Annotated in this window: 20 protein-coding genes; 9 read left to right on the top strand and 11 right to left on the bottom strand. The window is 64.0% G+C overall.

The features are described 5' to 3' along the window. The first annotated feature begins 193 nt into the window (after nt 1-193). From ACZIRK_RS10830 to ACZIRK_RS10840, 3 genes are all read left to right on the top strand, one after another. Nucleotides 194-1,420 carry an ABC transporter substrate-binding protein gene (locus tag ACZIRK_RS10830; protein WP_463327352.1) on the top strand — a complete coding sequence of 409 codons (1,227 nt, stop codon included), beginning with the start codon at nt 194-196 and terminating at the stop codon, nt 1,418-1,420. A 137-nt stretch (nt 1,421-1,557) separates the two neighbouring features. Continuing rightward, nucleotides 1,558-2,790, top strand: a complete 1,233-nt coding sequence (locus ACZIRK_RS10835) for an ABC transporter substrate-binding protein (protein ID WP_130226608.1) — start codon at nt 1,558-1,560, stop codon at nt 2,788-2,790. Continuing rightward, nucleotides 2,790-4,070, top strand: coding sequence for a glycerate kinase type-2 family protein (locus tag ACZIRK_RS10840; RefSeq protein ID WP_463327353.1), 1,281 nt, complete (start codon nt 2,790-2,792; stop codon nt 4,068-4,070). The genes ACZIRK_RS10835 and ACZIRK_RS10840 overlap by 1 nt, the downstream gene beginning before the upstream one ends. Nucleotides 4,071-4,402: 332 nt before the next feature. Here ACZIRK_RS10840 and ACZIRK_RS10845 read toward each other — a convergent pair whose 3' ends face one another. After that, nucleotides 4,403-4,921 carry a MarR family winged helix-turn-helix transcriptional regulator gene (locus tag ACZIRK_RS10845; protein ID WP_130229914.1) on the bottom strand — a complete coding sequence of 173 codons (519 nt, stop codon included), beginning with the start codon at nt 4,919-4,921 and terminating at the stop codon, nt 4,403-4,405. Nucleotides 4,922-5,079: 158 nt separating this feature from the next. Here ACZIRK_RS10845 and ACZIRK_RS10850 point away from each other — a divergent pair, with 158 nt between their 5' ends. Genes ACZIRK_RS10850 through ACZIRK_RS10860 form a run of 3 tightly spaced genes read left to right on the top strand, consistent with a single transcriptional unit; the run spans nt 5,080 to nt 8,623 of the window. After that, entirely contained in the window at nt 5,080-6,120 is a 1,041-nt protein-coding gene (locus ACZIRK_RS10850) for a branched-chain amino acid ABC transporter permease (RefSeq protein ID WP_456642921.1), read from the top strand. 5 nt (nt 6,121-6,125) lie between these two features. Continuing rightward, nucleotides 6,126-7,895 (top strand): branched-chain amino acid ABC transporter ATP-binding protein/permease, encoded by a 1,770-nt coding sequence (locus ACZIRK_RS10855; RefSeq protein WP_130229915.1) that lies wholly within the window; start codon nt 6,126-6,128, stop codon nt 7,893-7,895. Beyond that, nucleotides 7,892-8,623, top strand: coding sequence for an ABC transporter ATP-binding protein (locus tag ACZIRK_RS10860; protein ID WP_130229916.1), 732 nt, complete (start codon nt 7,892-7,894; stop codon nt 8,621-8,623). Before ACZIRK_RS10855 ends, ACZIRK_RS10860 begins: the two co-directional genes overlap by 4 nt. A 22-nt stretch (nt 8,624-8,645) precedes the next feature. Here ACZIRK_RS10860 and ACZIRK_RS10865 read toward each other — a convergent pair whose 3' ends face one another. The 5 genes from ACZIRK_RS10865 to ACZIRK_RS10885 all read right to left on the bottom strand — a co-directional run bounded on the left by ACZIRK_RS10865 (nt 8,646) and on the right by ACZIRK_RS10885 (nt 13,789). After that, nucleotides 8,646-9,797, bottom strand: coding sequence for an ABC transporter substrate-binding protein (locus ACZIRK_RS10865; protein ID WP_130229917.1), 1,152 nt, complete (start codon nt 9,795-9,797; stop codon nt 8,646-8,648). 92 nt (nt 9,798-9,889) lie between these two features. Further along, on the bottom strand, nt 9,890-10,309 hold the full coding sequence (locus ACZIRK_RS10870; RefSeq protein ID WP_130229918.1) for an acyl-CoA thioesterase: 420 nt from the start codon (nt 10,307-10,309) through the stop codon (nt 9,890-9,892). 9 nt (nt 10,310-10,318) lie between these two features. Further along, nucleotides 10,319-11,080, bottom strand: a complete 762-nt coding sequence (locus ACZIRK_RS10875; RefSeq protein ID WP_130229919.1) for an SDR family NAD(P)-dependent oxidoreductase — start codon at nt 11,078-11,080, stop codon at nt 10,319-10,321. 20 nt (nt 11,081-11,100) lie between these two features. Further along, the gene (locus tag ACZIRK_RS10880) at nt 11,101-12,966 is read right to left on the bottom strand and encodes a feruloyl-CoA synthase (protein WP_463327354.1); all 1,866 of its coding nucleotides are present in this window, start codon (nt 12,964-12,966) and stop codon (nt 11,101-11,103) included. 19 nt (nt 12,967-12,985) lie between these two features. Continuing rightward, nucleotides 12,986-13,789: a crotonase/enoyl-CoA hydratase family protein gene (locus ACZIRK_RS10885; protein ID WP_130229921.1), complete on the bottom strand. Its 804-nt coding sequence runs from the start codon at nt 13,787-13,789 to the stop codon at nt 12,986-12,988. A 356-nt stretch (nt 13,790-14,145) separates the two neighbouring features. Here ACZIRK_RS10885 and ACZIRK_RS10890 point away from each other — a divergent pair, with 356 nt between their 5' ends. Continuing rightward, a complete protein-coding gene (locus ACZIRK_RS10890) occupies nt 14,146-15,057 on the top strand; it encodes a DUF3313 domain-containing protein (RefSeq protein WP_456642927.1) in 912 nt (303 codons plus the stop codon). Nucleotides 15,058-15,210: 153 nt separating this feature from the next. On the opposite strand, the gene ACZIRK_RS10895 is transcribed toward ACZIRK_RS10890, so the two are convergent. After that, nucleotides 15,211-16,023, bottom strand: coding sequence for a lytic murein transglycosylase (locus ACZIRK_RS10895; RefSeq protein WP_028168223.1), 813 nt, complete (start codon nt 16,021-16,023; stop codon nt 15,211-15,213). A 98-nt stretch (nt 16,024-16,121) separates the two neighbouring features. On the opposite strand from ACZIRK_RS10895, the gene ACZIRK_RS10900 reads away from it, so the two are divergent. Next, nucleotides 16,122-17,384: a serine hydrolase domain-containing protein gene (locus ACZIRK_RS10900; RefSeq protein ID WP_130229922.1), complete on the top strand. Its 1,263-nt coding sequence runs from the start codon at nt 16,122-16,124 to the stop codon at nt 17,382-17,384. 1,304 nt (nt 17,385-18,688) lie between these two features. Beyond that, complete coding sequence (locus tag ACZIRK_RS10905) at nt 18,689-20,404, top strand: outer membrane beta-barrel protein (protein ID WP_130229591.1); 1,716 nt, start codon at nt 18,689-18,691, stop codon at nt 20,402-20,404. A gap of 14 nt (nt 20,405-20,418) precedes the next feature. On the opposite strand, the gene ACZIRK_RS10910 is transcribed toward ACZIRK_RS10905, so the two are convergent. The 4 genes from ACZIRK_RS10910 to ACZIRK_RS10925 form a co-directional block, all read right to left on the bottom strand. Further along, the gene (locus ACZIRK_RS10910) at nt 20,419-22,320 is read right to left on the bottom strand and encodes a TRAP transporter large permease (protein WP_130229587.1); all 1,902 of its coding nucleotides are present in this window, start codon (nt 22,318-22,320) and stop codon (nt 20,419-20,421) included. Then, the gene (locus ACZIRK_RS10915; protein ID WP_130229586.1) at nt 22,317-22,985 is read right to left on the bottom strand and encodes a TRAP transporter small permease subunit; all 669 of its coding nucleotides are present in this window, start codon (nt 22,983-22,985) and stop codon (nt 22,317-22,319) included. The genes ACZIRK_RS10910 and ACZIRK_RS10915 overlap by 4 nt, the downstream gene beginning before the upstream one ends. 111 nt (nt 22,986-23,096) lie before the next feature. Beyond that, nucleotides 23,097-24,233: a TRAP transporter substrate-binding protein gene (locus ACZIRK_RS10920; protein ID WP_130229585.1), complete on the bottom strand. Its 1,137-nt coding sequence runs from the start codon at nt 24,231-24,233 to the stop codon at nt 23,097-23,099. Between the two features lie 264 nt (nt 24,234-24,497). Next, entirely contained in the window at nt 24,498-25,136 is a 639-nt protein-coding gene (locus tag ACZIRK_RS10925) for a trimeric intracellular cation channel family protein (RefSeq protein WP_130229584.1), read from the bottom strand. Nucleotides 25,137-25,232: the final 96 nt, after the last annotated feature.

Consider the following 25,232-nt stretch of genomic DNA (forward strand, 5'->3'; position numbering starts at 1 on the left):
CGGCCCGATCTCGTCGTGCTGCTGCGGCTTGCGTGCACATGGCTACTAAAGATGCAGCCCCTGTGGCTTTGCAGCAGGGGCTTTTTGTTGAGGCAATGTCGGCAAAATGGTAATCCATACGGTCAACACCAAGAGCTTTCGGATCAAGAAAGCCATGACACAGCATCAATGTCATCCAAGGGAGAGAGGCGGCATGTCCGTTATCAAAAAACTTGCGATTCTTTCGACAGCGTTCGGCTTGTTCGCGGCCACTGCCGGCACTGCTACGGCACAGAAGAAATACGACCCCGGCGGATCGGATACCGAGATCAAGGTCGGCAACATCATGCCCTACAGCGGACCGGCCTCCGCCTATGGCGTGATCGGACGCACCGAGGCCGCCTACTTCAAGAAGATCAACGACGCCGGCGGCATCAACGGCCGCAAGATCAATTTCGTCTCCTATGACGACGCCTATTCGCCACCGAAGGCGGTCGAGCAGGCGCGCAAGCTGGTCGAGAGCGACGAGGTGCTGCTCATCTTCAACTCGCTCGGCACGCCCTCGAACACCGCGATCCAGAAATACATGAACTCGAAGAAGGTGCCGCAGCTCTTCGTCGCCACCGGCGCCACCAAGTGGAACGACCCGCAGAACTTCCCGTGGACCATGGGCTGGCAGCCCAGCTACCAGAGTGAGACCCAGATCTACGCCAAGTACATCCTGAAGAACCATCCCGACGCCAAGATCGCGGTGCTCTTCCAGAACGACGACTACGGCAAGGACTATCTAAAGGGCCTGAGGGACGGGCTCGGCTCCAAGGCCGCGAGCATGATCGTGATGGAGGAGAGCTACGAGACCTCCGAGCCGTCGATCGATTCGCATCTGGTCAAGCTCAAGGCCACCGGCGCCGACATCTTCATCAATGTCACCACGCCGAAATTTGCCGCGCAGGCGATCAAGAAGAACGCCGAGATCGGCTGGAAGCCGCTGCACTTCCTCAACAACGTCTCGGCGTCCGTCGGCAGCGTGCTCAAGCCGGCCGGCTTCGAGAACGCCCAGGACATCATCTCCGCCGCCTACCTCAAGGACGCCTCCGACAAGCAGTGGGACAACGATCCCGGCATGAAGGAATTCTATGCCTTCATGGCCAAGGATTTTCCGGAAGGCGACAAGCTCGACGGCGGTACCGTGGTCGGCTACGGCGTGGCGCAGACGCTGGTTCAGGTGCTGAAGCAATGTGGCGACAACCTGACGCGCGAGAACGTCATGAAGCAGGCGGCGAGCCTGAAGGATTTCCGCACCGAAGTCCTGCTGCCCGGCATCAAGATCAACACCGGACCAAACGACTTTGCTCCGATCAGCTCGCTTCAGCTCATGAAGTTCAAGGGCGACAAGTGGGAACTGTTCGGCGACGTCATCAGCGCTGACGTCGGCGGGTAAAAGTCTCCCGCAGTTACCCAAGGTTAAGCACGCAAAGCTCCTGCGACACAGTCGCAGGGGCTTTTTGTTGCCAACATGATTTTCCGCGCTATCAATGCGATGCACCAGAATGGGAGCTTCTGCTCCGAAGGAGTCCTATGCCTATGTTGACCCGACGCCGCCTTGCAACCGCATTCCTCGGCTTTGCCGTAACCGCCACCACTGCCTCTGCCGCACTCGCGCAGAAGCAATATGACACCGGTGCGACGGACACCGAGATCAAGATCGGCAACATCGTGCCCTATAGCGGGCCGGCTTCGGCTTACGGCAGCGTCGGCAAGGCGATGGCTGCATTGTTCAAGAAGGTCAACGACGAGGGCGGCATCAACGGCCGCAAGATCAACTTCATCTCCTATGACGATGCCTATAGCCCGCCGAAGACGGTCGAGCAGGCACGCAAGCTGGTCGAAAGCGACGAGGTTCTGCTGGTGGTCGGCACGCTGGGCACCGCGCCCAACACTGCAATCCAGAAATACCTCAACAGCAAGAAAGTGCCGCAGCTCTTTGTCGCCACTGGCGCGACCAAGTGGAACGAGCCGAAGACCTTTCCCTGGACCATGGGCTGGCTGCCGAGCTACCAGAGCGAATCGCGCATCTACGCGAAATACCTGACGAAGGAGAAGCCGGGCGCCAAGGTGGCCGTGCTCTACCAGAACGACGATATGGGCAAGGACTATCTGAAGGGCCTGAAGGATGGGTTCGGCGCAGACGCCTCGCGGATCGTCCTGGAGGAGAGCTACGAGGTCTCGGAACCGACCATCGATTCGCACGTGGTGAAGATCAAATCGGCCAATCCCGACGTTCTGGTGCTTTACACCACGCCGAAGTTCGGTGCGCAGGCGATCAAGAAGCTCGGCGAGATGAGCTGGAAGCCGCTCACGATCATCTCCAACGTCAGCGCCTCGACCGCGGCCGTGATGAAGCCGGCGGGGGTTGAGAACGCGCAGGGCGTGATCTCGGCGACCTATGCCAAGGACGTTAGCGATCCCCAGTGGGCAGGCGATGCCGGCATCAAGGCGTTCGACGATCTGCTTGCGAAATATCTTCCCGAGATGAACCGCATCGACTCTTCGGCGATGACCGGTTACAACATTGCGACTACGATGGTAGAGGTGCTCCGTCGCTGCGGCGATAACCTGACCCGGGAGAACGTCATGAAGCAGGCGCAAAGCCTGAAGCAATTCGCGCAAGGCGGACTGTTACCGGGCGTGACGCTGACCACGAGCGCGACTGATTACATGCCGATCGAGCAGTTGCAATTGATGCAGTTCAAGGGTGAACGCTGGCAGTTGTTCGGCGAAGTCCTCAGCGGCGAGATCTCTGGCAACTGATGACGAACCGACGCCCTCTTCTGCGCGCGATCTTCGATGCGGCGGTAGCTGCCGCCCATCCGGACGTCGTGCTGGCGCCGCACTTCCGTCCGGTGCCGAAGGGGAGGGTGATCGTGCTTGCCGCGGGCAAGGGCGCCGCCGCCATGGCGGCGGCGGCCGAACGACACTATCTCGACGCGCTCGAGCTGGATCCGGCGCTGTTGGCGGGGATTGCAACTACCCGCCACGGCCATGGCGTGCCGACCCGCCGGATCAGGGTGGTCGAGGCTGGCCATCCCGTACCTGACGAAGCCGGGCTGAAAGCCGCCGACGATACGCTGCGGCTGGCGGCGACGGCGACCGCGGATGATCTCTTGCTGGTGTTGATCTCCGGCGGTGGCTCCGCCAATTGGATCGCGCCGGTGGACGGCGTCAGTTTTGCGCAGAAGCAGCAGGTGAACCGGGCGCTGCTCCGCTCGGGCGCGCCGATCGGCGAGATGAACATCGTGCGGAAACATCTGTCGCGCATCAAGGGCGGCCGCTTGGCGCGGGCCGGCCAGCGCGCCGAGATCGTGACGCTCGCGATATCCGACGTGCCGCATGACGATCCTTCCGCGATCGCATCCGGCCCCACGGTGGCAGATCCGACTACGCTTGCGGACGCACGCGCCATCGTCGCCAAATACAATCTAGCCATCGATGACTCCGTTCGCCGCGCGCTCGATGATCCTGGCAACGAAAGCTGCAAGCCGGGCGATCCCGCCTTTGCGCGCTCGACGTTCGAGTTGATCGCAAAGCCGAAGGCCTCGATCGAAGCCGCGGTCAAGGTTGCCCGCGAGGCCGGCTATGCGACCATCGATCTCGGCGCCGATCTCGAAGGCGAAGCGCGCGACGTCGCCGCCGCGCACGCGCAGCTCGCGCTGACGGCCCGCAGCGAGGGCAGGCGCGTCGCGATCCTGTCCGGCGGCGAACTGACCGTGACCGTGCGCGGCAATGGCCGCGGCGGCCCCAACCAGGAATACGCGCTCGCGCTCGCCGATCTGCTCAAGGGCATGACCGATGTCTCGGCGCTCGCCGCGGACACCGACGGCGCCGACGGCGGTGCCGGCAGCGCCAGCGACCCGGCCGGCGCCGTCATCGACCACTCTACGTTCGCGAAGATGAAATCGCAGGGCCTCGATCCCAGGGCCTATCTCGAGAACAACGACGCCAGCGGCTTCTTCGCTCAAACCGGCGATCTGCTTTTGACCGGCCCGACGCTGACCAACGTCAACGACGTCCGCGTCATCCTGGTGGACTGACGCCACGCTGCCGTCATTGCGAGCGAAGGGAAGCAATCCACGTCTCCGCTTGCGGCCCTATGGATTGCTTCGCTGCGCTCGCAATGACGTGGATAGCGCGGCGCACTCCAGCTCATCCCCTCACCCTGAGGAGGCCGCGCAGCGGTCGTCTCGAAGGGCGAGGCCACCGGCGGGGCCTCATCCTTTAAGACGCGGCGAAGACGCCGCTCCTCAGGATGACGATCTGGCAGAATCGTAGGATGGGTAGAGCGGAGCGAAACCCATCATTGGCGCGGCATGCTCCATCGCGATGGGTTTCGCTTCGCTCTACCCATCCTACGGCAGCTCCACCCTCAAAACTCGCGCGCGATCTTCGCCAGCATCTCCAGCAGCGCCGCGTGGTTCTCAGGTCCCAAGAGTTCGATCAGCCGCGCCTCGTGCTTGTTGGCGACGAGCTTCTTGGCGCGTGCCAGCACCGCGCGGCCCTTGTCGGTCAGCACGAGAATGTGCGAGCGGCGGTCGCTTGCCGAGCGCATGCGCGCGCAGAGTTCGCGGCTCTCCAGGGCGTCGAGCATCGCCACGAAATTCGGCCGCAGGATGCCGAGCGTACTCGCGATCTCGGTCTGGTTGCGGCCGGGATTCTGGTCGAGCAGCAAGAGCACCGAGAATTGTGCCGGCGTGAGTTGCAAAGGCGCGACGCAGCGCAGAAAATCCTCGAACACCCTGAGCTGCGCACGCTTCAGCGAATAGCCTAGCAGCCCCGACAGTTCCCCAAGCTGCAGCAGGCCATCGTCGCTCGAAGCATCAAGATCCTGCCCGGCGACGGGGCGGGATACCTTGGCGGCGTCGGCGGCGGTCTTGGGAACAGTCATCGCTCGAGGCTCGCAATCCCGGGAGTCGGGCTCTTGAGATTATATTCGATAATTGTTATTGATTATATCAAACGTCGGCAGCTTTCAACAGCCGACACCGGACGATCGAGCGCGGCGACGCGTCGATCGGCCCGCCGCGTGAGGGGGAGCGCTCGGCCTTGAACACGACGATCATGCTGTTCCTGCTGCAGGACGGCATCACCAACGGCGCCATCTACGCATTGCTGGGGCTGGCTCTGGTCCTGGTATTCGCGGTCACGCGCGTGATCCTGATCCCGCAGGGCGAATTCGTCACCTATGGCGCGCTGAGCTATGCCATGCTGGCGACCGGCCAGGTGCCGGGCACCGCGAAGCTCGCGGTCGCGATGGGACTGGTGGCGTTCGGCCTCGACCTGTTCTTTGCGCGGAAGTCGCTGCATGCGCGGCTGATCGCGCGGGCCGTCGCGGTCGACATCGTCTTTCCAGTCGCCGTCTGCCTGCTGACCTATGCGCTGGCCGGGCCGAAGACGCCGATTGCCGTCAACATCGCGCTTGCGCTTCTGATCGTGGCGGCGATCGGGCTGTTCCTCTACCGCATCGCGTTCCAGCCGATTGCGCATACGTCCGTGCTGGTGCTGTTGATCGCCTCCGTCGGCTGCCATCTCGCGCTGCAGGGCCTGGGTCTCGTCTTCTTCGGCGCCGAAGGCCTGCGCGGCCCGGCGCTCTCCAACGTCGCGCTGACAGCGGGCGCGCTCCGCTTCACCGGCCAGAGCCTTGCGGTCTACGGCCTCACCATTGGTTTCATCGTCGCGCTCTGGCTGTTCTTCGGCTACTCGCTGACCGGCAAGGCGCTGCGGGCCACCGCCGTCAATCGCCTCGGCGCCCGCCTCGTCGGTATCCGCACCACATTGTCCGGCCAGATCGCCTTCCTGCTGGCCTCGCTGATCGGCGCGATCTCGGGAATTTTGATCGTGCCGATCACGACGCTCTATTACGACACCGGCTTCCTGATCGGCCTCAAAGGCTTCATCGCGGCGATCATCGGCGGTCTCGTCAGCTATCCCTTGACGGCCGTCGCCGCCATTCTCGTCGGTGTCGTCGAGGCGTTCTCTTCGTTCTATGCCAGCAACTTCAAGGAAGTCATCGTCTTCACGCTGATCCTCCCCGTCCTGGTGCTGCGTTCGCTCGCGGCGCCCGCGGTCGAAGAAGAGAAGGATTGAGCGCGATGACGCAGCGATTGCCTCTCATCATCTTCGCCCTCGTGATGGCGCTGATCCCGCTGGTGCCGGGCATCCCGCCATTCTGGATCGTGCTGCTCGACAATATCGGCCTCGCCGCGCTGGTGGCGATGGGATTGGTGCTGCTCACCGGCGTCGGCGGGCTCACCTCGTTCGGGCAGGCGGCGTTCTGCGGCTTCGGCGCCTACACCACGGCGGTGTTGACGACCGCCTATGGCGTCTCGCCGTGGCTGACGCTGCCGGTCTCGCTCCTGGTCAGTGGCATCGCCGCGGTGCTGCTCGGCATCGTCACGGTGCGGCTGTCCGGCCACTATCTGCCGCTCGGCACCATCGCCTGGGGCATCGCGCTGTTCTACCTCTTCAGCAAGCTCGAATTCCTCGGCCGCAATGACGGCATCTCCGGCATCCCGCCGCTTGCGATCGGCTCCTACAAGATGCTGAGCCCCGGCACGATCTACTATGCGATCTGGATCGCGGTCTTGCTCTCAGCGGTGCTGACGTTGAACCTTTTGGATTCGCGCACCGGCCGCGCCATCCGCGCACTGCGCCGCGGCCACATCGCGGCCGAAGCCTTCGGCGTGCAGACGCCGCGCGCCAAGCTCTTGGTGTTCATCTACGCTGCGGTGCTGGCGGGCCTGTCCGGCTGGCTCTATGCGCATTTCCAGCGCGCCGCCAACCCGACGCCGTTCGGTCCGCAGGCCGGCATCGAATATCTCTTTATCGCCGTCGTCGGGGGCGCCGGCTATGTCTGGGGCGCGGTGCTCGGCGCCGGCATCGTCGTGATCCTGAAGGAAGTGCTGCAGAGCTATCTGCCTTACATCTTCGGCGGCCAGAGCCAGCTCGAGACCATCGTGTTCGGCATCCTCCTCGTGATGCTGCTGCAGCTCGCGCCATCCGGCGTCTGGCCGTGGCTGATGGCGCGATTGCCGTTCAAGGCGGTCCGCAGGACGGTGGACAATTCGCTGACGCTGCCGGCCCGGGAGCGTGCGCCGACGACGTCTGCCGTGCTCCTGCAGCTCGACAAGGCGCGCAAGCAGTTCGGCGGCGTCACCGCCGTCAACGATGTCAGCTTCGACGTCAGGGCCCGAGAGATCGTGGCGCTGATCGGCCCCAATGGCGCCGGCAAGAGCACGACCTTCAACCTGATCACGGGCGTCCTGACCGCAACCAGCGGCGCCATCTCCGTGCTCGGCAGGAAGGTCGAGAACGCGCCGCCGCAGGAGGTGGTCAAGCTCGGCGTTGCCCGCACCTTCCAGCACGTCAAGCTGGTGCCCGACATGACGGTGCTGGAGAATGTTGCGATCGGCGCCCATCTGCGCGGCGCGTCCGGCGCTGTCGCCAGCATGCTCCGCCTCGACCGCGCGGATGAAGCGCGGCTGCTCGCGGAAGCCGCACGGCAGATCGAGCGCGTCGGGCTCACCGACCAGATCGACCAGCTCGCGGGCTCGCTCTCGCTCGGCCAGCAGCGCATCGTGGAGATCGCCCGCGCGCTCTGCGTCGACCCGATGCTGCTGCTGCTCGATGAGCCCGCCGCGGGGCTGCGGCACATGGAGAAGCAGCGGCTCGCGGCGCTGCTGCGGCAATTGCGCGACGGCGGCATGTCGGTGCTGCTGGTCGAGCACGACATGGGTTTTGTCATGGACCTCGCCGACCGCATCGTCGTGCTCGATTTCGGCACCAAGATCGCGGAAGGCACGCCGGAGGCGATCAAGAAGAACCCCGAGGTCATCAAGGCCTATCTCGGAGCCGCGGCATGAGCGCGTTGTTGTCGGTGTCCGATGTGCATATCGCCTATGGCAAGGTCGAAGCCGTGCGCGGCGTCTCGCTCGAAGTTAACGAGAACGAGATCGTCACCATCATCGGCGCCAATGGGGCCGGGAAGACCACGCTGCTCAACGCCGTCATGGGCATCCTGCCGCTGAAGGGCCGCACCGCCTTCGCAGGCCGAGACATGGCCACGCTCGACATCGAGGACCGTGTTGCGGCGGGCCTCAGCCTCGTGCCGGAGCACCGCGAACTGTTCGCGACCATGAATGTCGAGGACAATCTGCAGCTCGGCGCATTCCGGGTCCCGAAGGCGACCGCGGCAAATTCGTTCAAGCGCGTCTACAGCCTGTTCCCGCGGCTGAGGGAGCGGCGCAAGCAGCTCGCCGGCACGCTTTCTGGCGGCGAGCAGCAGATGCTGGCGATGGGGCGGGCGCTGATGGGCGCTCCGAAACTCCTGATGCTGGACGAGCCGAGCCTGGGCCTCGCGCCGATCATTGTCGCCGACATCTTCCGCACCATCGGCGAGCTTCGCGCCGCCGGCGTGTCGGTGCTGCTGGTGGAGCAGAACGCCCAGGCCGCGCTACAGATCGCCGACCGCGCCTATGTGATGGAGCTCGGCGAGTTCGTGCTCAGCGGAGCGGCCCGCGACATCGCCAGCAACCAGCGCGTCGCCGCAAGCTATCTCGGCTTCCAGCATGAGGGCGAGAGCGCGGTTTGATCCACGCTCCCGCCCCGCATCGTCACATCGCCGGCACGTATTTGCCGTCTTTCACCGTGAGCAGGATCCGCGAGCGATCGTCGAGACCGTAGCGGTCCTTGTCGGTCCAGTTGTAGACGCCTTGCGTAGCGACGATTTCCTTCTCGCTCATCAGCGCCTGGCGGATGCCTTCGCGGAACTCCGGCGTGCCGGGCTTGCCGGCCTTCAGCGCGACCGGAATCACGCGCTTCAACACTTCGAAGGCGTCGTAGGAGTGGCCGGCAAACTGACTGCGGCTGTTGGCGCCATACTTCGCCTCATAGGCGGTGTTGAGCGTAAGCCCTGGCTTCTTGGTCAGCGCGCTGTCCGGCTGGCTCTCCGGCGACATCACCGGGCCCGATGCCATGATGACGCCCTCCGCCGCGGGACCGGCGATGCGGACGAAGTCCATGCTCGCGGCGCCGTGGGTCTGGTAGATCAGGCCCTTGTAGCCGCGCTCGCGCAACGCGGTCTGCGGCAGCGCCGCGGCGGTGCCGGAGGCACCGACCAGGATCGCGTCGGGATTGGCTGCGACGAGCTTCAGCACCTGGCCCGCGACCGAGGTATCGGGCCGGGCAAATCGCTCTTCGTCGACCATCTGCAGGCCCATCGGCACGCCTTGGGCCTTGAAGTCGTTGAACCAGAGGTCGCCGTAGGAATCGGAGTAGCCGATATAGCCGACGGTCTTGATGCCGTGCGCCTTCATGTGCTCGTACAAGACCTTGCCCATGATCGGGATCGACTGCGGCATGTCGACCGACCATTTCGCGCGCGCTTCGTTGATCGGAAACGGCGCCAGTCCGAAATGCGGGATGCCAGCCTCGTTGGCGACGGTGGAGACCGCGATCGAGGGCGGAGTGGTGGAGGAGCCCATGATGATGTCGGCCTTCGATTCCGTGATGAAGCGCCGCGCGTTGGTGGTAGCCGCGGTCGGATCGCCGCCGTCATCGAGCACGATCACCTTGAGCGGCACGCCGCCGATCTCCTTCGGCACGAAGTCCAGCGCGTTACGCTCGGGGATGCCGAGCGCCGCGGCAGGCCCCGTGGTCGAGATCGAGATACCGATGACGATCTCGTTATTCTGCGCGGATGCCGGCGTGCCCGGCAGCGCCAGCGCCGCAGCCAGCGCAGCGGCGGCGAGATAAGCCTTCCTCATTCATTCCTCCCTTTCAATTATTCTTGTCGGTGTAAGCAACTGGCAGGGCCAATCCAGCCCCTTCTTTAGGTCAATAGAACAGGGCACTCAAATCAGCCCTTCATGAAACGGTCAATGATCTCCTGCGGAAACGGCGCGGACTTCAATTTTGCGGGATCGTTCGGATCACGGCCGACGAGGACGCGGGTTTCGAAAGCTTCGATCGCCAGCGCCTCGCCCTTGAACACCTTGTGCGTCACTTCGAAACTCGAGCGCTTGATGCTTTCCACCCGCGTTTCAATTGTAATCCAGTCGCCGTGCGTCGACGGGATGTAAAACTTCGCCCGCGTGTCGACCATGGGAATGCCGACCAGGCCGTAGTTGCGGACGAGGTCCTGTTTCGAGAAGCCGGCCGCTTCGAACATGATCGAGGTCGAATCGTCGAACATCGCGAAATAGCGCGGGTAGTAGACGATGTTGGCGGGGTCGCAGTCGCCCCACTGGATCTGCACATCGCGCCGGTGCACGAACATGCGCTGGCCTCAGCGCGGCGCCATGCGAAGCGCGGCATCGAGCCGCACCACCTCGCCGTTGAGGTAGGGGTTGTCGATCATGTGCAGCGCCAGCGAAGCGAACTCGCCAGCGTCGCCGAGCCGGTGCGGGAACGGGATCGAGGCGGCGAGCGAATCCTGCGCTTCCTGCGGCAGACCTGCGAGCAGTGGCGTCAGGAACAGGCCGGGCGCGATCGCCAGCACACGGATGCCGAACTGCGCGAGCTCGCGCGCGATCGGCAGCGTCATGCCGACGATGCCGCCCTTGGAAGCCGAATAGGCGGCCTGGCCGATCTGGCCGTCATAGGCGGCAATCGACGCCGTCGAGATCACGACGCCGCGTTCGCCGGTTGGCAGCGGCTCGAGCTTTGCCATCGCCGCGGTCGCAAGCCGCAGCATGTTGAAGGAGCCGAGCAGGTTGACCTTGATCACCTTGTCGAAATCGCCGAGCGGCATCGGGCCGTCACGCCCGATCACGCGCTTTGCCACGCCGATGCCGGCGCAGTTGACCAGGATGCGCGCCGGGCCATGCGCTGTCGCAGCCTGCGCGACCGCGGCTTCCGCTGAGGCCGCATCCGACACGTCGCAGATCACGGCAACGCCGCCGATCTCGGCCGCGACGCTTTCGGCAAGCTTTGCGTTGAGGTCGCACACTGCAACCTTGGCACCCTGCGCGGCGAGCCGGCGCGCGGTCGCGGCGCCCAGTCCCGATGCACCACCGGTGACGATGGCGGCCTGATCCTTCAACTGCATGATCTTCTCCCTTATAAAACTCAGCTCAATGTGATGACGTGCGCAGGCGGCACATCGGCATAAAGCGCCTCGATCAGCGCTGCGCGATGCTCCAGCACCGCGCGCTGATTGACCGAACCCTTGTCGGTGACCTCGCCGCGATCGATCGATAGCGGCGCATCGAGCAGGATCGCGCGGGTGATCCGGGTCGACGATCCGGTAGCGCTGGCGAGGAAGCGGGCGAAGCGCTCGCGGAAAGCGGCGCGGACCAGGGAATCGGACGCCGCCGCCGCGATATCGTTGGCTGACAGCGCCGGGTTGATGACGCGGCAGCCGTCGAGATCCAGGATCACGATGGCGGAAATCTCGTCGCGGTTGATGCCGGCGATGACGACGTCGCGCACCAGCGGCGCGCAGGTCGCGATGAAGCGCGCGCGGAGCGGGCCGACGCTGACCCAGGTGCCGCTGGCGAGCTTGAAATCCTCGGCGATGCGGCCATCGAAATCGAAGCCGGCATCAAGATCATCCGCTTTGGCCGGCTTCAGCGCATCGCCGAACTTGTAGAAGCCCTCTTCGTCGAAGGCGGCGGCGGTCAATTCGGGCTGGCGCCAATAGCCCGGTGTGACGTTCGGCCCCTTGGCGCGCACTTCGAGCTTGCCGTTGTTCGGCAACAGCTTGGCTTCGTTGCCTGATACGGGCAGGCCGACATGGCCGGAGCGGCTGGTGTCGGGTCGCACCGACATGAAGAACGGCGCGGTCTCGGTGGCGCCGAGCCCGGTCAGCATCGGCACACGGAAGCCGGTCTCGCGGACCGCAAGCTCGTCGAGGCTGTTCCAGACATAGGGCGACAGCGCCGCGCCCGAGAAGAACATCGCGTGCAGGCGGCCGAAGAACTTCGCGCGCAGGTTCGCATCGTCGCGCAGATAGGGCAGCAGCGATTCATAGCCCTTGGGCACGTTGAAATAGACCGTCGGCGAAATCTCGCGGAGGTTCTTCACGGTGTCCTCGATGCCGCCGGGCATCGGCTTGCCCTCATCGAGATACATCGAGCCGCCGTTGAACAGCGTCAGCCCGATATTGTGGTTGCCGCCAAAGGTGTGATTCCAGGGCAGCCAGTCGACGATGACAGGCGGCTCGTCCTTCAGGAACGCCAATGTCTCGCGCAACATCACCTGGTTCGCGCAGAGCATGCGCTGGGTGTTGATGACGGCCTTGGGGTTGCCGGTCGAGCCGGAAGTCAGCAGGAATTTCGCGATCGTGTCCGGCGTGATGGCTTGGTGTGTCGCGTCGAGCAGCGGATGCTCCGGCGTGGCCAGCAGCTCGGAAAGTCTGGTCACGACCCGGCCGGGAAGGTCGCCGCGCGTGGCGACGATCTCGGTCTCTGGCGCTACATTCGCGGACAGCGCTGCGGCGAACTTGCCGGCGTCATCGGCGAAGACAAGGCCGGGCGTCAGCAGCTTGATGACAAAACCGAGCTTGCCGAAATCGCGTGACACCAGTGAATAGGCCGGCGACACCGGGCAGAACGGCACGCCGGCATAGAGCGCGCCGAACGCGAGCAGCGCGTGGTCAATCGAATTGCCGGAGAGGATCACAAGCGGCTTTTCCGCCGACAGGCCGCGCGCGATCAGAGCGGAGGCGATATGCCTCGCGGCATCGAGCAGCTCAGCGTAAGTGATCTCGCGCCAAGCGCCGCCTGTTGCCCGCTCGGCCATGAACACGCGGTGTGGCTCGGTGGCGGCCCAGTGATGCAGCCGATCGGTGATGCGCTGCGGATAATCGAGGAGCTTGCTGCGTGGGCGAAGATAGATCGTGCCATCGTCGCGGCGCTCGATGATAACAGCGGGATTGCCGAACGATATCGCGCGCAGCGGATGCGCGGCGACGTCTGTAACTAGCGCTGACATGTCGGCTCTCGCGCTCATCTCAGGTCGGCTTCACTTTCGCGGTCTTGTGCTCGAGGAATTCGCGGATCCGGCGTTTCGCCTCCTTGTCGCTCTGCGCCACCGTCGCCATCAGCGATTCCATCAACAGCCCGGTCTGCGGATTGGCTTCGGCGATCATCGGCAGCGCCTGCAGCACCGCAAAATTGGTCAGCGGCGCATTCCCGGCGATACGCTCGGCAAGCTCGATCGCCTTCGGCAATGCGCCGCCCGCGTCCGTCAGATATTGTGCGAAGCCGTAGGCCGCGCCTTCGGTCGCGGAATAGACGCGTCCCGTCAGCATCATATCGATCATGCGGGGCACGCCGATCAGGCGCGGCAGCCGCACCGATCCGCCGCCGCCGACAAAGATGCCGCGTTGGCCTTCGGGCAGTGCGAAATAGGCTGACGGTTCGGCGACGCGGATATGCGCGGCGCAGGCAAGCTCCAGCCCGCCGCCGATCACGGCGCCCCTCAGTGCGGCGATCACGGGCACGCGGCTGTACTGGATGCGGTCGAACACCCGGTGCCACATCTGTGAATGCTGCAGGCCTTCGGTCGCGTCGCGCTCGGAGAGTTCGGAGAGATCGAGGCCGGAGGAGAAATGGTCGCCGATGCCGTGGACGACGATGGCACCGACGCCATCGGGGATGTCGGAAAAGCAATCCTGGATCGCCAGCATGATGCCGTCGTTCAGCGCATTGCGCTTGGCCGGCCGGTTGAGGCCCACGGTCAGGACCGCGCCGTTATTCTCGATTGTCAGTAGCGCCGCGCGATCCTCGCTCGCGGCGGAGTCGGCGTTTCCCATGGCCTTATTGTTTCCTTCCCAGAATAGTTATACCTTATAACGATTGGCCCGGGAGTCAATACGATGCGTCATCGCGAGCGAGCCCCGTAGGATGGGTAGAGCGCAGCGAAACCCATCGCGATGGAGCAAGCTGCGGATGATGGGTTTCGCTGCGCTCTACCCATCCTACGATTTCATCCCTGCCTTCGGCGGGACGACCCAAGCGTGATGCGGCAGAGCGAATCCCACCACGATACCGGCGGCGATTGCGACAGGATTTCGCAATCATCGATCTGTATTGAGAAGAGCATATCTCCGCCTCAATCGGTCGTGCATCTGGCGCTCGTCAGCATTGCCGTCAGAAACAGGACTGTCAGATGGTCGTACATCGCCTGCTACCGAATCTGCTCCGACGGCGGATGCGGAATTTGTCCGGTCGCGCCAGGTTGCAGGGTGTGGCGGCGTTGGCCGCGGCCTGCCTGATGTCTGGCTGCGCCACGGTGGCGCTGGATGAGGGCGGGTCGCTGACATCGTATAGTCAGCTCCAACCCTCCGACGGCGTGGTCACGAAGTCGAAGCTCTATGTGCGTGAACAAGAGGTGCTGGCGGCACGCACCGTGCGGATCGTCCCCGCGACGATTGCCGAGAAGGCAAGGGTGGAGGGGATCACGGATCAGGAGCGAAGATTGGTCGCCAATGCGATCGATCGCTCCCTTTGCGCCGGCCTCAGCGAACGCTTCACCGTGGTCGCCGCGAACGACGACGCGGATATCACGGTTCATTCGCGGATCACGCAGATGACGCCGACCGACGAGAAGGCGGTGGCGGCATCGAAAGGGGCATCCGTTGCCAAGACCGTGCTGCTGCCCGGCGTGCCGGTGCCGGTTCCGCGCATTCCCATTGGCCTTGGCTCACTGTCGGTCGAAGCGGAAGCGAGGGCGCGCGACGGCAAGCAGGAAGGCGCCATGGTCTGGGGGCGCGGCGCGAATGCCCTCTCCGGTTCGGCGCGTGTGTCTCCGTCGGGCGATGCCTACGAATTGGCGAGTGCGTTCGGCGACGATTTCAGCCGCATGCTGGTCACCGGCAAGACACCCTTCGGAGGGCTCGGGAAACCACCTTCCATGGATCGCATCCAGTCATGGGCGGGTGGCGCGCCGAAATATGCGGCGTGCGAAGCATTCGGCCGCGAGCCGGGCATCGCGGGCCTGGTCGGAGGAGCGATCGGCGTACCGCCGGATTGGAACGACAAGGTGCCCGACGCGAGCACCACGACTGCGCAGGCTCAGTAGAAATCTTAGGGCGGATTAGCGTCCCGAACTCCGCTACATCAACTAGCGCAGGTGAAAAGCGTAATCCGCCGTTTCCTTGCGACCAAGCCGGTGGGTTACGCCTCCGCCTTCGCTCTTTGAGCTTCGGCGGACGCTAACCCACCCTACCAACCGTCACCTCGCCGCCGAGGCACGGCCTTCGCCGTCGATCTGGCGGCCCATGATCGCGATCGCCTTCTGATAGACGCCGGCGGCATTCCAGGCTTCGATCGCCGCGAAGTTGGGTTCGCCGGGCTGGTAGCCGGCGCCGGCGCGCCAGCCGTGGGCCTTAAGGAAGTTGGCGGTCGAGTTGAGCGCGTTGGCGGCCACGTCGAGATTACCGGTGCCATAGGCCAGGATGTTCTTCGGCATGAATTGGGTCTGGCCGACCTCGCCATGCATGGATCCGCGTGTGCTTGCCGACAGCACGCCCCGGTCGACCAGCTTCAGCGCCGCGTAGAGCTGATCGGTGAAGAACTCGGGTCGGCGGCAGTCATAGGCAAGAGTGGCGATTGAGGACAGCATGTTCTGATTGCCGCGCTGGCTTCCAAAGCCGGTCTCCATGCCCCAGATCGCGATCAGCGGCCCGGGTGGGACGCCGTAGTGCTGCTCGATCGAGGCGAACAGCGCTGCGTGGGATTGCTTGAGCGATCGTCCGCGCGCGACGATGGTCGAGGCGCCGCGCTTGGCGAGAAACTGGTCGAGCGACAGGCCAAAGCTGCGCTGGCCGCGATCGGCGGCGATGGTCGCGCTGGCATAGTGCGTCTGCATCAAGGCGGCGACACCGGCTTGTCCGATGCCCTTGCCACTCGCCTCGCGGGCGAATTCCGCCTTCCAGGCCTCGAAACCGCCGGGACCGTTACCGCATTGCGCCGCCTTCGCGCTTGTGCCGAAAGGCGCCAGCGTCGCAAAGGCGATGAGGGCGGCGGTTGCAAGTTTCCTGGTCATCTCGAACTCCGTTGGTCGGCAGACATGATTTAAGCATAAATTGGGTGGACGCATAAATCGCATAACAATCGGGCGAAATCCGCACCGGGGAGGAAATCATGAAAAGGCTCATCGCCGCGGCCGTGGCTGCTGGCCTCGTTCTCGAAATGGCACATGCTGCGCCATTGCCCGAAGCCAAGCCTGATGACGTCGGATTCTCGGAACAGGGCCTTGCCCGGCTGGACGATTTCTTCGCCCGCGAGATTGCGGCGAAACGGGTGCCCGGCGCCGTGGTCGCGATCGCCCGGGACGGCAAGCTCGTGCTCTACAAAGCCTACGGCCAGCTCGACCCGGCCAAGGGCACGCCGATGTCGCTCGATGCCGTCTTCGCGCTGGCGTCCATGACCAAGCCGCTTGCGGCGGTCGCCGGGCTGACACTGATGGAGCAGGGCCGCCTGCCGCTGCAGGCCAGCCTCGCCAACTATTATCCGGCCTTTGCCGACATGAAGGTCGGCGTTCCGCAGGTGGACGGTTCACTGAAGATGGAAGCGCAGGCTTCGCCGATCACCATTCATGACCTCTATCGCCACACCTCCGGCCTGATGTATGGCGGTCGGCCGGACAGCGCGAGCCCGCTCGCGCGCCTCTATCCTGACGGCACGGCGCCCGCAGTCGAGGGCGATACGCAGGCCTTCATCGATCGCATCACGAAGCTGCCGCTGGTACACCAGCCGGGGACGGAATTCGAATATGGCTTCTCGATCGACGTGCTGGGCGCGGTGATCGAAAAAGTCACCTCGCAGCGGCTCGGCGATTATCTGGCTGCGAATGTGTGGCAGCCGCTCGGCATGAAGGACGCCACGTTCCATCCGTCGGAGGGCCAGCGCGACCGTCTCGCCCGACCGTTTCCGAATGACCCGCTGACGGGCAGGCCGCAGAGCATCAGGCTGCTCGACACGCCGACCAAGTTCGACTGCGGCGGCGCCTGCGCGTTTGCCACCGTCGGCGACTATCTCCGCTTCGGCCAGATGCTGCTCAATGGTGGGGAGCTCGAGGGAAAACGCATTCTCGGGCCCAAGACGGTGCATCACATGACCTCCAACCACCTCGGGCCCGAGATCAAGAACAACGTCGCGAACGTGGAGCCGCATCGCGGCGGCTTCAGTTTCGGTCTCGGGGTGGCGGTGCGAACGAGCGAAGGTCTGTCAGCGGTCCCCGGCAACCCCGGCGAGTTCACCTGGAATGGCGCCTATGGCACGCAGTTCTTCTGCGACCCGAAGGAGCGCCTGGTTGTGGTGGTCGGAACGGCGGCGCCGGGCGAGCTCCGAAAGTATTACCGCGAGCAGGTCCAGGACATCGTCTACGGCGCCACGGTGCGGTGAGGCGCGCCGGCGGTTGCCCCTCCGTCATTCCGGGGCGCGCGCAGCGCGAACTATGATGTGCAATTGCACATCAGAGAATCCATCACGCCGCGTGCGCAGGTGGAGAAATGGATTCCGGGCTCGTCCTTCGGATGCCCCGGAATGACAGGGGACGCATTTGCGCAATCCTCTCCTCCGTCATGGCCGGGCTTGACCCGGCCATCCACGTTGTCCCGGGCGCGAAGGACGTGGATGCCCCGGACATCTGCGCGAAGACGCGCTTCGCGCTTTTGCCCGGGCGTGACGGCGTCGTATCATTCGCGCGATTTTCCTTAGGCCAATCAACGTGATTTGCCCTGTCCACCCTTCGCGCGAAAAACAATCCGCTTCCGTCGTCGGGCAAATCAGTGATTTAACTCCGCGCGTCTCACAGCGGATGAGGGGCGGGTCGCGATCGTCACGAACGTTGCGGTGAGATGCGGTGGACGTGAAGTGTGTGACTGACGAGCACGCGCATCACGGACGGCGAAGTCGTGTGGTCCTGGCGCCCCGACGCTGGCGCTAAGCTTCTATGAAGTGACGGTGGCAAAAGAGCCCGGTCACCGGGGAGAGCACGAAGGAAGCCGTAAACCATCGCGCAGGGAAAGCCGGAATGCTTCGGTTGAACCTGTGGTCCTACCCCCGTGCTTTTTGTTGCACGGGACCCATGGGTGCAACCGGCACCCGGCTTTCCCTGCGCCCTCTGCTATCGAAGAGGGCGGAAAGTGACGCAAAGCTCGGGCGCAAAGCGCCGCGAGAACGCGAACTCACATCCTCACGCTGTTTGAAATTCAAATCAGAACCCATCCCCGTCATTGCGAGCGCAGCGAAGCAATCCATACCTCCGCGCGTGGAGAGGTGGATTGCTTCGCTGCGCTCGCAATGACGGCGTCGTCCTGGCGGTGCCGTAGGGTGGGCAAAGCGAAGCGTGCCCACCATCGTGAGCACAGCACTGGATGGTGGGCACGACGCAAGTGCGCCTTTGCCCACCCTACGGCTTTCGCGGGACGACAGCGAGAATCGTAGGATGGGTAGAGCGAAGCGAAACCCATCATTCGCGCGGCTTGCTCCATCGCGATGGGTTTCGCTGCGCTCTACCCATTCTACGGACTGCTCCACCACAGCTTCGCGTGGTAACGCTTGGCTCCATTCCGCGCGGGTCGGTGTTGCCGGGCCCGGCTGATGTGCTATCTCCAGTGGTGTTCGAATCTTCGCCCCTACCATAGTGCGGGCTCAGTAATGCGTAGTTGGTTTCCTCGAAGGCAAGGACTCGGCTCGTGTTACGGATGCGGTACGTGGTGGCGGTCGGCGTGCTCATGGCGCTGAACGGAACGGATGCTTTTTCTGCCGACATTGTGCGGCCGGTCGTGAAGGCGCCGCCACTGCCGTGGACCTGGAACGGCTTCTATATCGGCGGACATTTTGGCGGAGGCTCCGGCATCACCCATGTCGGTGATCCCTACGGTCCGTCGATCTATGGCGACGACATCCGTACGCCGAAGGCGCTCATCGGTGGCCAGCTTGGCTACAACTGGCAGCAGGCCGGATCACCATGGGTGTTCGGCCTCGAAGCCGATGTCTCCGCCGTCGATGTCGACGGCACCAACACCTGTCTCGCCTATTCCGGCCTGTTCGTCTCGGCGAACTGTCGTATCCGGCAGGATGTGATGGGAACGATCACCGGGCGGGTCGGCCAGGCCTTCGGGCCGGCCGGTCACTCGCTGGCCTATGTGAAAGGCGGTGCTGCGTTTCTGTCGAGCCGTTTCTCGATGACGACCAACGCTCTCGATTTCTTCGGGCGGCCGGAAGCTTCGGTGGACGCCAACGCCGTGCAGTGGGGATGGACAATTGGGCTCGGTGTCGAGCACGCTCTGGCACCGGCTTGGTCGATGAAGTTGGAATACGACTATGCCAATTTCGGAAACCGCGACATCGCGACGCCACTCGGCGGTCTTCAGACGGCGCCGCTCGATCCAGCCAGCCTGGTCGAAACCGCTGGTCTGCCGACGGGAGTCCGGCAGGACAGCCATGTCGTCAAGCTCGGCGTGAACTATCGCCCTGGTGTTGACGCATCGCGCGGCTGGGACAATCGGCCCGCTGCTTTGCTGACGGCGGCGCCTTCGATGTCCGGGTGGTCGGCGGAAGTCGGCGCGCGTTACTGGTACAGCAGCGGTCGCTATCAGAACGATCTCGGTATGAGCACAGATCAGCCGCTGCAGAACGCGCTGATTTCACGGCTCACCTATGAGACCACAGGGCACTCCGGCGAGGTGTTCGGCCGGCTCGACAGTCCGGCCAGGGTGTTCCTGAAAGGCTTTGCCGGCGGCGGCGGGCTGACATCCGGCCACATGAACGACGAGGATTGGCTACCAACCTATCGCAACACGGCCATGGCCTACTCGAACACAGACCAGGGCAGGGTCGAGGGCACGATTGCCTATGCCACGCTGGACGTTGGATACACCCTGCTGGAAACGCCGGGCGCGAAATTCGGGGCGTTCGCAGGCTATAATTTCTATCGCGACCGCAAGGACTCCTATGGATGCGTCCAGATTGCGTATCCCGGCGGCGGCGTGATTTGCGCCGTTCCCTCGCCGACCACCGGGATCACCATCTCGCAGTCCGAAGACTGGCACTCTCTGCGCATCGGTGTGAACGGGATCGTCACGATTGCGCCCGGACTCAAGCTCACGGCCGACGCGGCCTATTTGCCCTACGTTTCCGTTTCCGGTCTCGATACGCATTACTTGCGTTCCGACGAGCCGTCGCCCTATTCCCCGGCCAACGGCACCGGGCGCGGCATGCAGCTCGAAGCCGTGCTGACCTATGACGTGACCGAGCGCTTCAGTGTCGGCGTCGGCGGCCGCTTCTGGTCGATGTGGGCGACCGATGTTTTCACGAGGGGATTCGGCAGTCCGTTTCCGACATCGACCCTCCCGATCCGCGCCGAACGCTTCGGCACGTTCCTGCAGACGTCCTACAAATTCGATGCAGTGAATTAGAACCTTGCCGCCCGTCAGTTACCGTAGAGATAGTTCGGCAGCCACAAGGTCAGGCCGGGCCAGATATACATCAGCACCATGCAGATGATGACGATCAGCATGTAGGGCATCATGCCGGCAAAAATCTGGTTCAGCGTGACGTGCTTTGGCGCCACGCCCTTCAGATAGAAGGCCGACATCGCCACCGGCGGCGACAGGAACGCCGCCTGCAGGTTCACGAAGACCAGGACGCCCCACAGGATCGGATCGATGTTGAAGTGCTTCAGCATCGGCAGGAAGATCGGCACGAAGATCACGATGATCTCGGTCCATTCCAGCGGCCAGCCCAGAATGAAGATGATCGCCTGCGACAGGATCATGAACTGGACCGGCGACATGTTGAGCGACAGCACCCAGCTCTCCAGCAGCGCCTGGCCGCCGAGGATCGCGAACACCGCCGAGAACAGCGCCGAGCCGACGAACAGCCAGCACACCATCGAGGTGGTCTTGGCGGTCAGGAACACCGCTTCCTTGGTGCGCTTCCAGTCCAGCGTCCGCGCCTGGAAGGCGAGCAGGAAGGCGCCGGCAGCGCCGACTGCTGCCGATTCGGTCGCCGTCGTGATGCCGAACAGGATCACGCCCAGCACCACCACCGTGAGGATGCCGAGCGGCATCACCGAGGTGATGAGCAGCCGCAGCACCTCGAACTGCTCGGCCTCCATGGTCCAGTAATAGTAGAGAAGCAGCAGGCCGCAGATGCCGGCCACGAACGCGAAGTAGGTATAGAACTCCGGCGGCGGTCCGAGCTCCGCCGGCGCCGCGATGGTCTTGCCTCGCAGCTCGGCACTGCCCATCTCCTGCAGCACCTCCGGCTCGTTCTTCGTGGTGGCCTCCGACCGGCTCGCGCCGCCCCCGCCGAGCTCCTCGAGTTTCTCTTCCGCGCTTTCTTCCGCGGGCTGGGCGCCTGCACCAAGCGGCTGAAGCGTTTCCTGGGTTCGCTGCTGCTGCGCGGCGGCCGGGAGCTGCGGCGCAATATCCGGCTGCTGGTGAATCACGACGTACCACCAGGCGGCCCAGAGGGTCGCCAGCGTCAGCATCAGCGGCACCAGGGCGTGGGCGAGGCTCGTCAGCAGCATCGAATAGGTGACGCGGGTGCCGTCCACGCCGGCGTTGACGGCCCTTGCGGGCATCAGCACCGCCGCAAGCAGCGCGGGCAGCATCTTGCGCGAATAGGACTGCTGCAGCTTGGCGATCCAGGGTCGCACCGGAACTTTGGTCTCGCTTTCGGGAAGCTTCGGGGCAATCTTCGGGTTCAACAGCGCCCAGCCGACGACATAGATCAGATAGAGGAAGGCGAGGAAGAAGCCGGGAAACATCGCCGCGGCGTAGAGCTTCACCACCGACTGCCCGGCCACTGCCGCGTAGACGATGATCATCACCGATGGCGGGATCAGGATGCCGAGCGTGCCGCCCGCGGTGATGACGCCGGAGGCGAGCTTGACGTCGTAGCCGGCCTTCAGCATCGGGTTGAAGGCGATGACGCCCATCAGCACAACGACCGCGCCGACCAGGCCCGAGGCGATGCCCCAGAAGGTACACACGATCAGCGTCGCCACCGCAAGCGAGGCGGGCAGGCGGCGGAACGCGAGCTGGATCGAATAGAACATCTTGTCGACCAGCGCGCCGCGCTCCATCACGTAGCCCATCAGCACGAACAGCGGGATCGAGATCAGGACGTCGTTGGTCATCGCGCCATAGGTGCGCTGGACCATCAGGTCGAAGATGTGATTGTCGCCCCAGGCCTCGCCGCCCCGGTGATAGGCGAAGAAGCCGAAGAACATGCCGAGGCCCATCAGCGTGAACGCGGTTGGGAAGCCCATCATGATGACGATCACGATGAGGACGAGCATCAACAGCCCGAGTGCCGGATCGCTCATCGTTGCAGGTCTCCACCCATGCCGCGCTGCCGCGCGCTCTCCTCGATGTCCTGCGCATGCGCGATCGCGGCCTTGCGCGATTCCTCATCGACATATTCGCTGTGCGCGAGCTGCTCCTCGACGACGTCGATCTCGCTGACGTCACGGAGCCGGTCGGGCCAGGCGCCGGTCCTGAGGCACATGATGCAGCGCGCGATCTCAGCCGCGCCCTGCAGCAGCACCAAGGCCCCGGCGAGCGGGATCATGAACTTGAAATGATAGACTGGCGGGCCGTCGGCGGTCACGTTGGAATGCTCGTTGATGCGCCAGGAATCGAGCGCGTAGTCCCAGCCGGCGTAGACCAGCGCCGCGATGCCCGGCAGGAAGAACGCGAAATACAGCACGAGGTCGAGCGAGGCCTGCAGGCGCGGCCGCATCGAGCTGTAGAGGAAATCGCCGCGGACATGGGCGTTCTGCGCCAGCGTGTAGGCGCCCGCGATCATGAACAGGGTGCCGTACAGCATATTGGAGGCGTCGAAGATCCACGCCGTCGGCATGTTGAGGATGTAGCGCTTGAAGACCTCGGCGCAGACAAGGCCCATCAGCCCGACAACCAGCCACGCCGCGGCCTTGCCGGTCCAGGTGCTGATGCCGTCGATCATGTACAGGAAACGCTGTGCGCTCATCTGCGTTCGCTAGCGGCCGTTCCGGAAGTATCGGGTTGGTGTAGAGACAGCGGAAGCGCCGTCCGGGGTTCGCTGTCCCCGGATGACGCTTTCGGTCGTGCGCAGCGCCCGTCAGGTCTTTTTCTTGGCGTTCGGTCCGAAATAGTGGGTGTAGGCCATACGGCGGTTGACCACCGTGTCGTTCTCCCACTGCGTCGCGCGCTTGGCGAAGGCGAGCTGGGATTCGACGATTTCCTTGAACAGCGGGTTCTCGGCCGACTTCTTCTCAACCACCTGGTCGTAGATCTCGAGCTGCTTCTGCAGGATCGAATCCGGCGTCTTGTAGAACTTGACCTTGTCCTTGGTCTGCATCTCCTCGTAGTCCTTCGAGTAGCGGTCGATCGCCTTCCAGCTCATGTCCTGGCTGGCCGCTTCGACGGCGTTGGAGATGATGGCCTTCATCTTGTCCGGCAGGGCATCGTACTTGGTCTTGTTGAACATGATCTCGAACTGCTCGGCATTCTGATGGTAGCTCTGCAGCATGCAGATCTTGGAGACGTCGGTGAAGCCGAGCACGCGGTCGGAAGTCGCGTTGTTGAACTCGGCAGCGTCGAGCAGGCCACGGTCCATCGCCGAGACGATTTCGCCGCCGGGCAGCGCGTTGACGGCGGCGCCGAGGCCGGTGAACACGTCGATGGAAATGCCGACGGTGCGGAATTTCAGGCCTTGGAAGTCATCCACCTTGGACATCGGCTTCTTGAACCAGCCGAGCGGCTGGGTCGGCATCGGCCCATAGGGGAAGGAGACGACATTGGCGCCGATCGAGGCGTAGAGCTTGGCGAGCAACTCCTTGCCGCCACCATATTTGTGCCAGGCCAGCAGCATGTTGGCGTCCATCGCGTAGCCCGGACCGGAGCCCCACAGTGCCAGCGCGGTCTGCTTGCCGTAGTGGTAGGCCAGCACGCCATGGCCGCCGTCGAGCGTGCCCTTCGAGACGGCGTCGAGCAGGCCGAAGGCGGGCACCACGGCGCCGGCGGGAAGCACCTCGATCTTGAGGTCGCCGCCGGTCATGTCGTTGACCTTCTTGGCGTAGTCGAGCGCGTATTCGTGGAAAATATCCTTGGCCGGCCAGGTGCTTTGCCAGCGCATGTTGATCGGGCCCTGCGCGCTGACGATGGTAGGCGCTGCAACGCTTGCTGCGGCGCCCGCGGCCGCAACCTTCAGGAAGCGGCGACGACTGGACGTACTGCCTCTATTGGATTTGGTCATGGTTTCCTCCCTGCCCTTATGATTGGCGGTCCCTTTAGGATCCGCTCTTTTTTAGGAAGGAAGACAAAGGCGTGCGCAGGAGTTTGGCAAGAACGTTCCCGATGATGCGACGCTAGGACGCGGGCCGCGAGCAACAAGCTCGCGACTGCGAGTTCGGATTTATTTCCGGCAGGAGAAGAAAAAGCTCTGGTAACAAGCCGCAGGGCTGGAGGCTCTATTAGACTTTCAGCGTAGTCGACTTCGCCCCAGCAACTCGCGATCGGGTTACCGGTCCGAGGGTTCGTCGTCGCGTCGGCGCGGCTGCGGCAGGCTGAACCCGTGATAGAGCGCCAAGACGCGAAGCAGCACACAGAGTGCCGTGCCGGGCAGCAGGGTGGCCGCGACCGGCATGCCCAGCGCGTGTCCGACCGTGACGACCGCGCTGCCCGCGAGGGCGGCCATGGCGTAGAACTCGGAATAGAGGACGATGGGCATCCGCACGGAGAGCAGGTCACGCACCATTCCGCCGCCGATCCCCGTCACCATGCCGAGGATCGTGGCCATGACAGGGGGAATGCCGTATTCGAGGGCTTTCTGTGTGCCGGTCGTTGCGAAGATGCCAAGGCCTGCCGCATCGAACAGTTCGACCGGAAAGCGCAGGCGATCGATCAGCGCCGAGAACCAGAATGCGAACAGGCCGCCGGCGGCGGAAATGGCGAGCGCATGCCAATTCGTCACGGAGGCAGGTGGAGTCGCGCCGATCAGGAGATCACGGAGAACGCCGCCGGCAACTGCGGTCACGAAGGCTAGCACGAGAACGCCGAAAATATCCATGCGTTGCCGGACGCCCGCGGCGGCGCCGCTGAGCGCGAACACCAGCGTTCCCAGGAGATTGAGGGCTTGGACCAGCGTCGCGCTTTCCATCGAGGCTCACGCTCTTACCTCGGCATCTCTGAGCCAAAGGCCGGCCGCCGTCAACATCGCCTCGATCCCCGCGCTCGCAGGGCCGGGTGAATCACT

This window comes from Bradyrhizobium sp. Leo114, from assembly GCF_055229415.2.

What these genes read in the sequence shown, in the direction of transcription:
- ACZIRK_RS10830 (WP_463327352.1), top strand. Translation starts at nt 194, where the DNA reads ATGTCCGTTATCAAAAAACTTGCGATTCTTTCGACAGCGTTCGGCTTG.
- ACZIRK_RS10835 (WP_130226608.1), top strand. Translation starts at nt 1,558, where the DNA reads ATGCCTATGTTGACCCGACGCCGCCTTGCAACCGCATTCCTCGGCTTT.
- ACZIRK_RS10840 (WP_463327353.1), top strand. Translation starts at nt 2,790, where the DNA reads ATGACGAACCGACGCCCTCTTCTGCGCGCGATCTTCGATGCGGCGGTA.
- ACZIRK_RS10845 (WP_130229914.1), bottom strand. Translation starts at nt 4,921, where the DNA reads ATGACTGTTCCCAAGACCGCCGCCGACGCCGCCAAGGTATCCCGCCCC.
- ACZIRK_RS10855 (WP_130229915.1), top strand. Translation starts at nt 6,126, where the DNA reads ATGACGCAGCGATTGCCTCTCATCATCTTCGCCCTCGTGATGGCGCTG.
- ACZIRK_RS10860 (WP_130229916.1), top strand. Translation starts at nt 7,892, where the DNA reads ATGAGCGCGTTGTTGTCGGTGTCCGATGTGCATATCGCCTATGGCAAG.
- ACZIRK_RS10865 (WP_130229917.1), bottom strand. Translation starts at nt 9,797, where the DNA reads ATGAGGAAGGCTTATCTCGCCGCCGCTGCGCTGGCTGCGGCGCTGGCG.
- ACZIRK_RS10870 (WP_130229918.1), bottom strand. Translation starts at nt 10,309, where the DNA reads ATGTTCGTGCACCGGCGCGATGTGCAGATCCAGTGGGGCGACTGCGAC.
- ACZIRK_RS10875 (WP_130229919.1), bottom strand. Translation starts at nt 11,080, where the DNA reads ATGCAGTTGAAGGATCAGGCCGCCATCGTCACCGGTGGTGCATCGGGA.
- ACZIRK_RS10880 (WP_463327354.1), bottom strand. Translation starts at nt 12,966, where the DNA reads ATGTCAGCGCTAGTTACAGACGTCGCCGCGCATCCGCTGCGCGCGATA.
- ACZIRK_RS10885 (WP_130229921.1), bottom strand. Translation starts at nt 13,789, where the DNA reads ATGGGAAACGCCGACTCCGCCGCGAGCGAGGATCGCGCGGCGCTACTG.
- ACZIRK_RS10890 (WP_456642927.1), top strand. Translation starts at nt 14,146, where the DNA reads ATGGTCGTACATCGCCTGCTACCGAATCTGCTCCGACGGCGGATGCGG.
- ACZIRK_RS10895 (WP_028168223.1), bottom strand. Translation starts at nt 16,023, where the DNA reads ATGACCAGGAAACTTGCAACCGCCGCCCTCATCGCCTTTGCGACGCTG.
- ACZIRK_RS10900 (WP_130229922.1), top strand. Translation starts at nt 16,122, where the DNA reads ATGAAAAGGCTCATCGCCGCGGCCGTGGCTGCTGGCCTCGTTCTCGAA.
- ACZIRK_RS10905 (WP_130229591.1), top strand. Translation starts at nt 18,689, where the DNA reads ATGCGGTACGTGGTGGCGGTCGGCGTGCTCATGGCGCTGAACGGAACG.
- ACZIRK_RS10910 (WP_130229587.1), bottom strand. Translation starts at nt 22,320, where the DNA reads ATGAGCGATCCGGCACTCGGGCTGTTGATGCTCGTCCTCATCGTGATC.
- ACZIRK_RS10915 (WP_130229586.1), bottom strand. Translation starts at nt 22,985, where the DNA reads ATGAGCGCACAGCGTTTCCTGTACATGATCGACGGCATCAGCACCTGG.
- ACZIRK_RS10920 (WP_130229585.1), bottom strand. Translation starts at nt 24,233, where the DNA reads ATGACCAAATCCAATAGAGGCAGTACGTCCAGTCGTCGCCGCTTCCTG.
- ACZIRK_RS10925 (WP_130229584.1), bottom strand. Translation starts at nt 25,136, where the DNA reads ATGGAAAGCGCGACGCTGGTCCAAGCCCTCAATCTCCTGGGAACGCTG.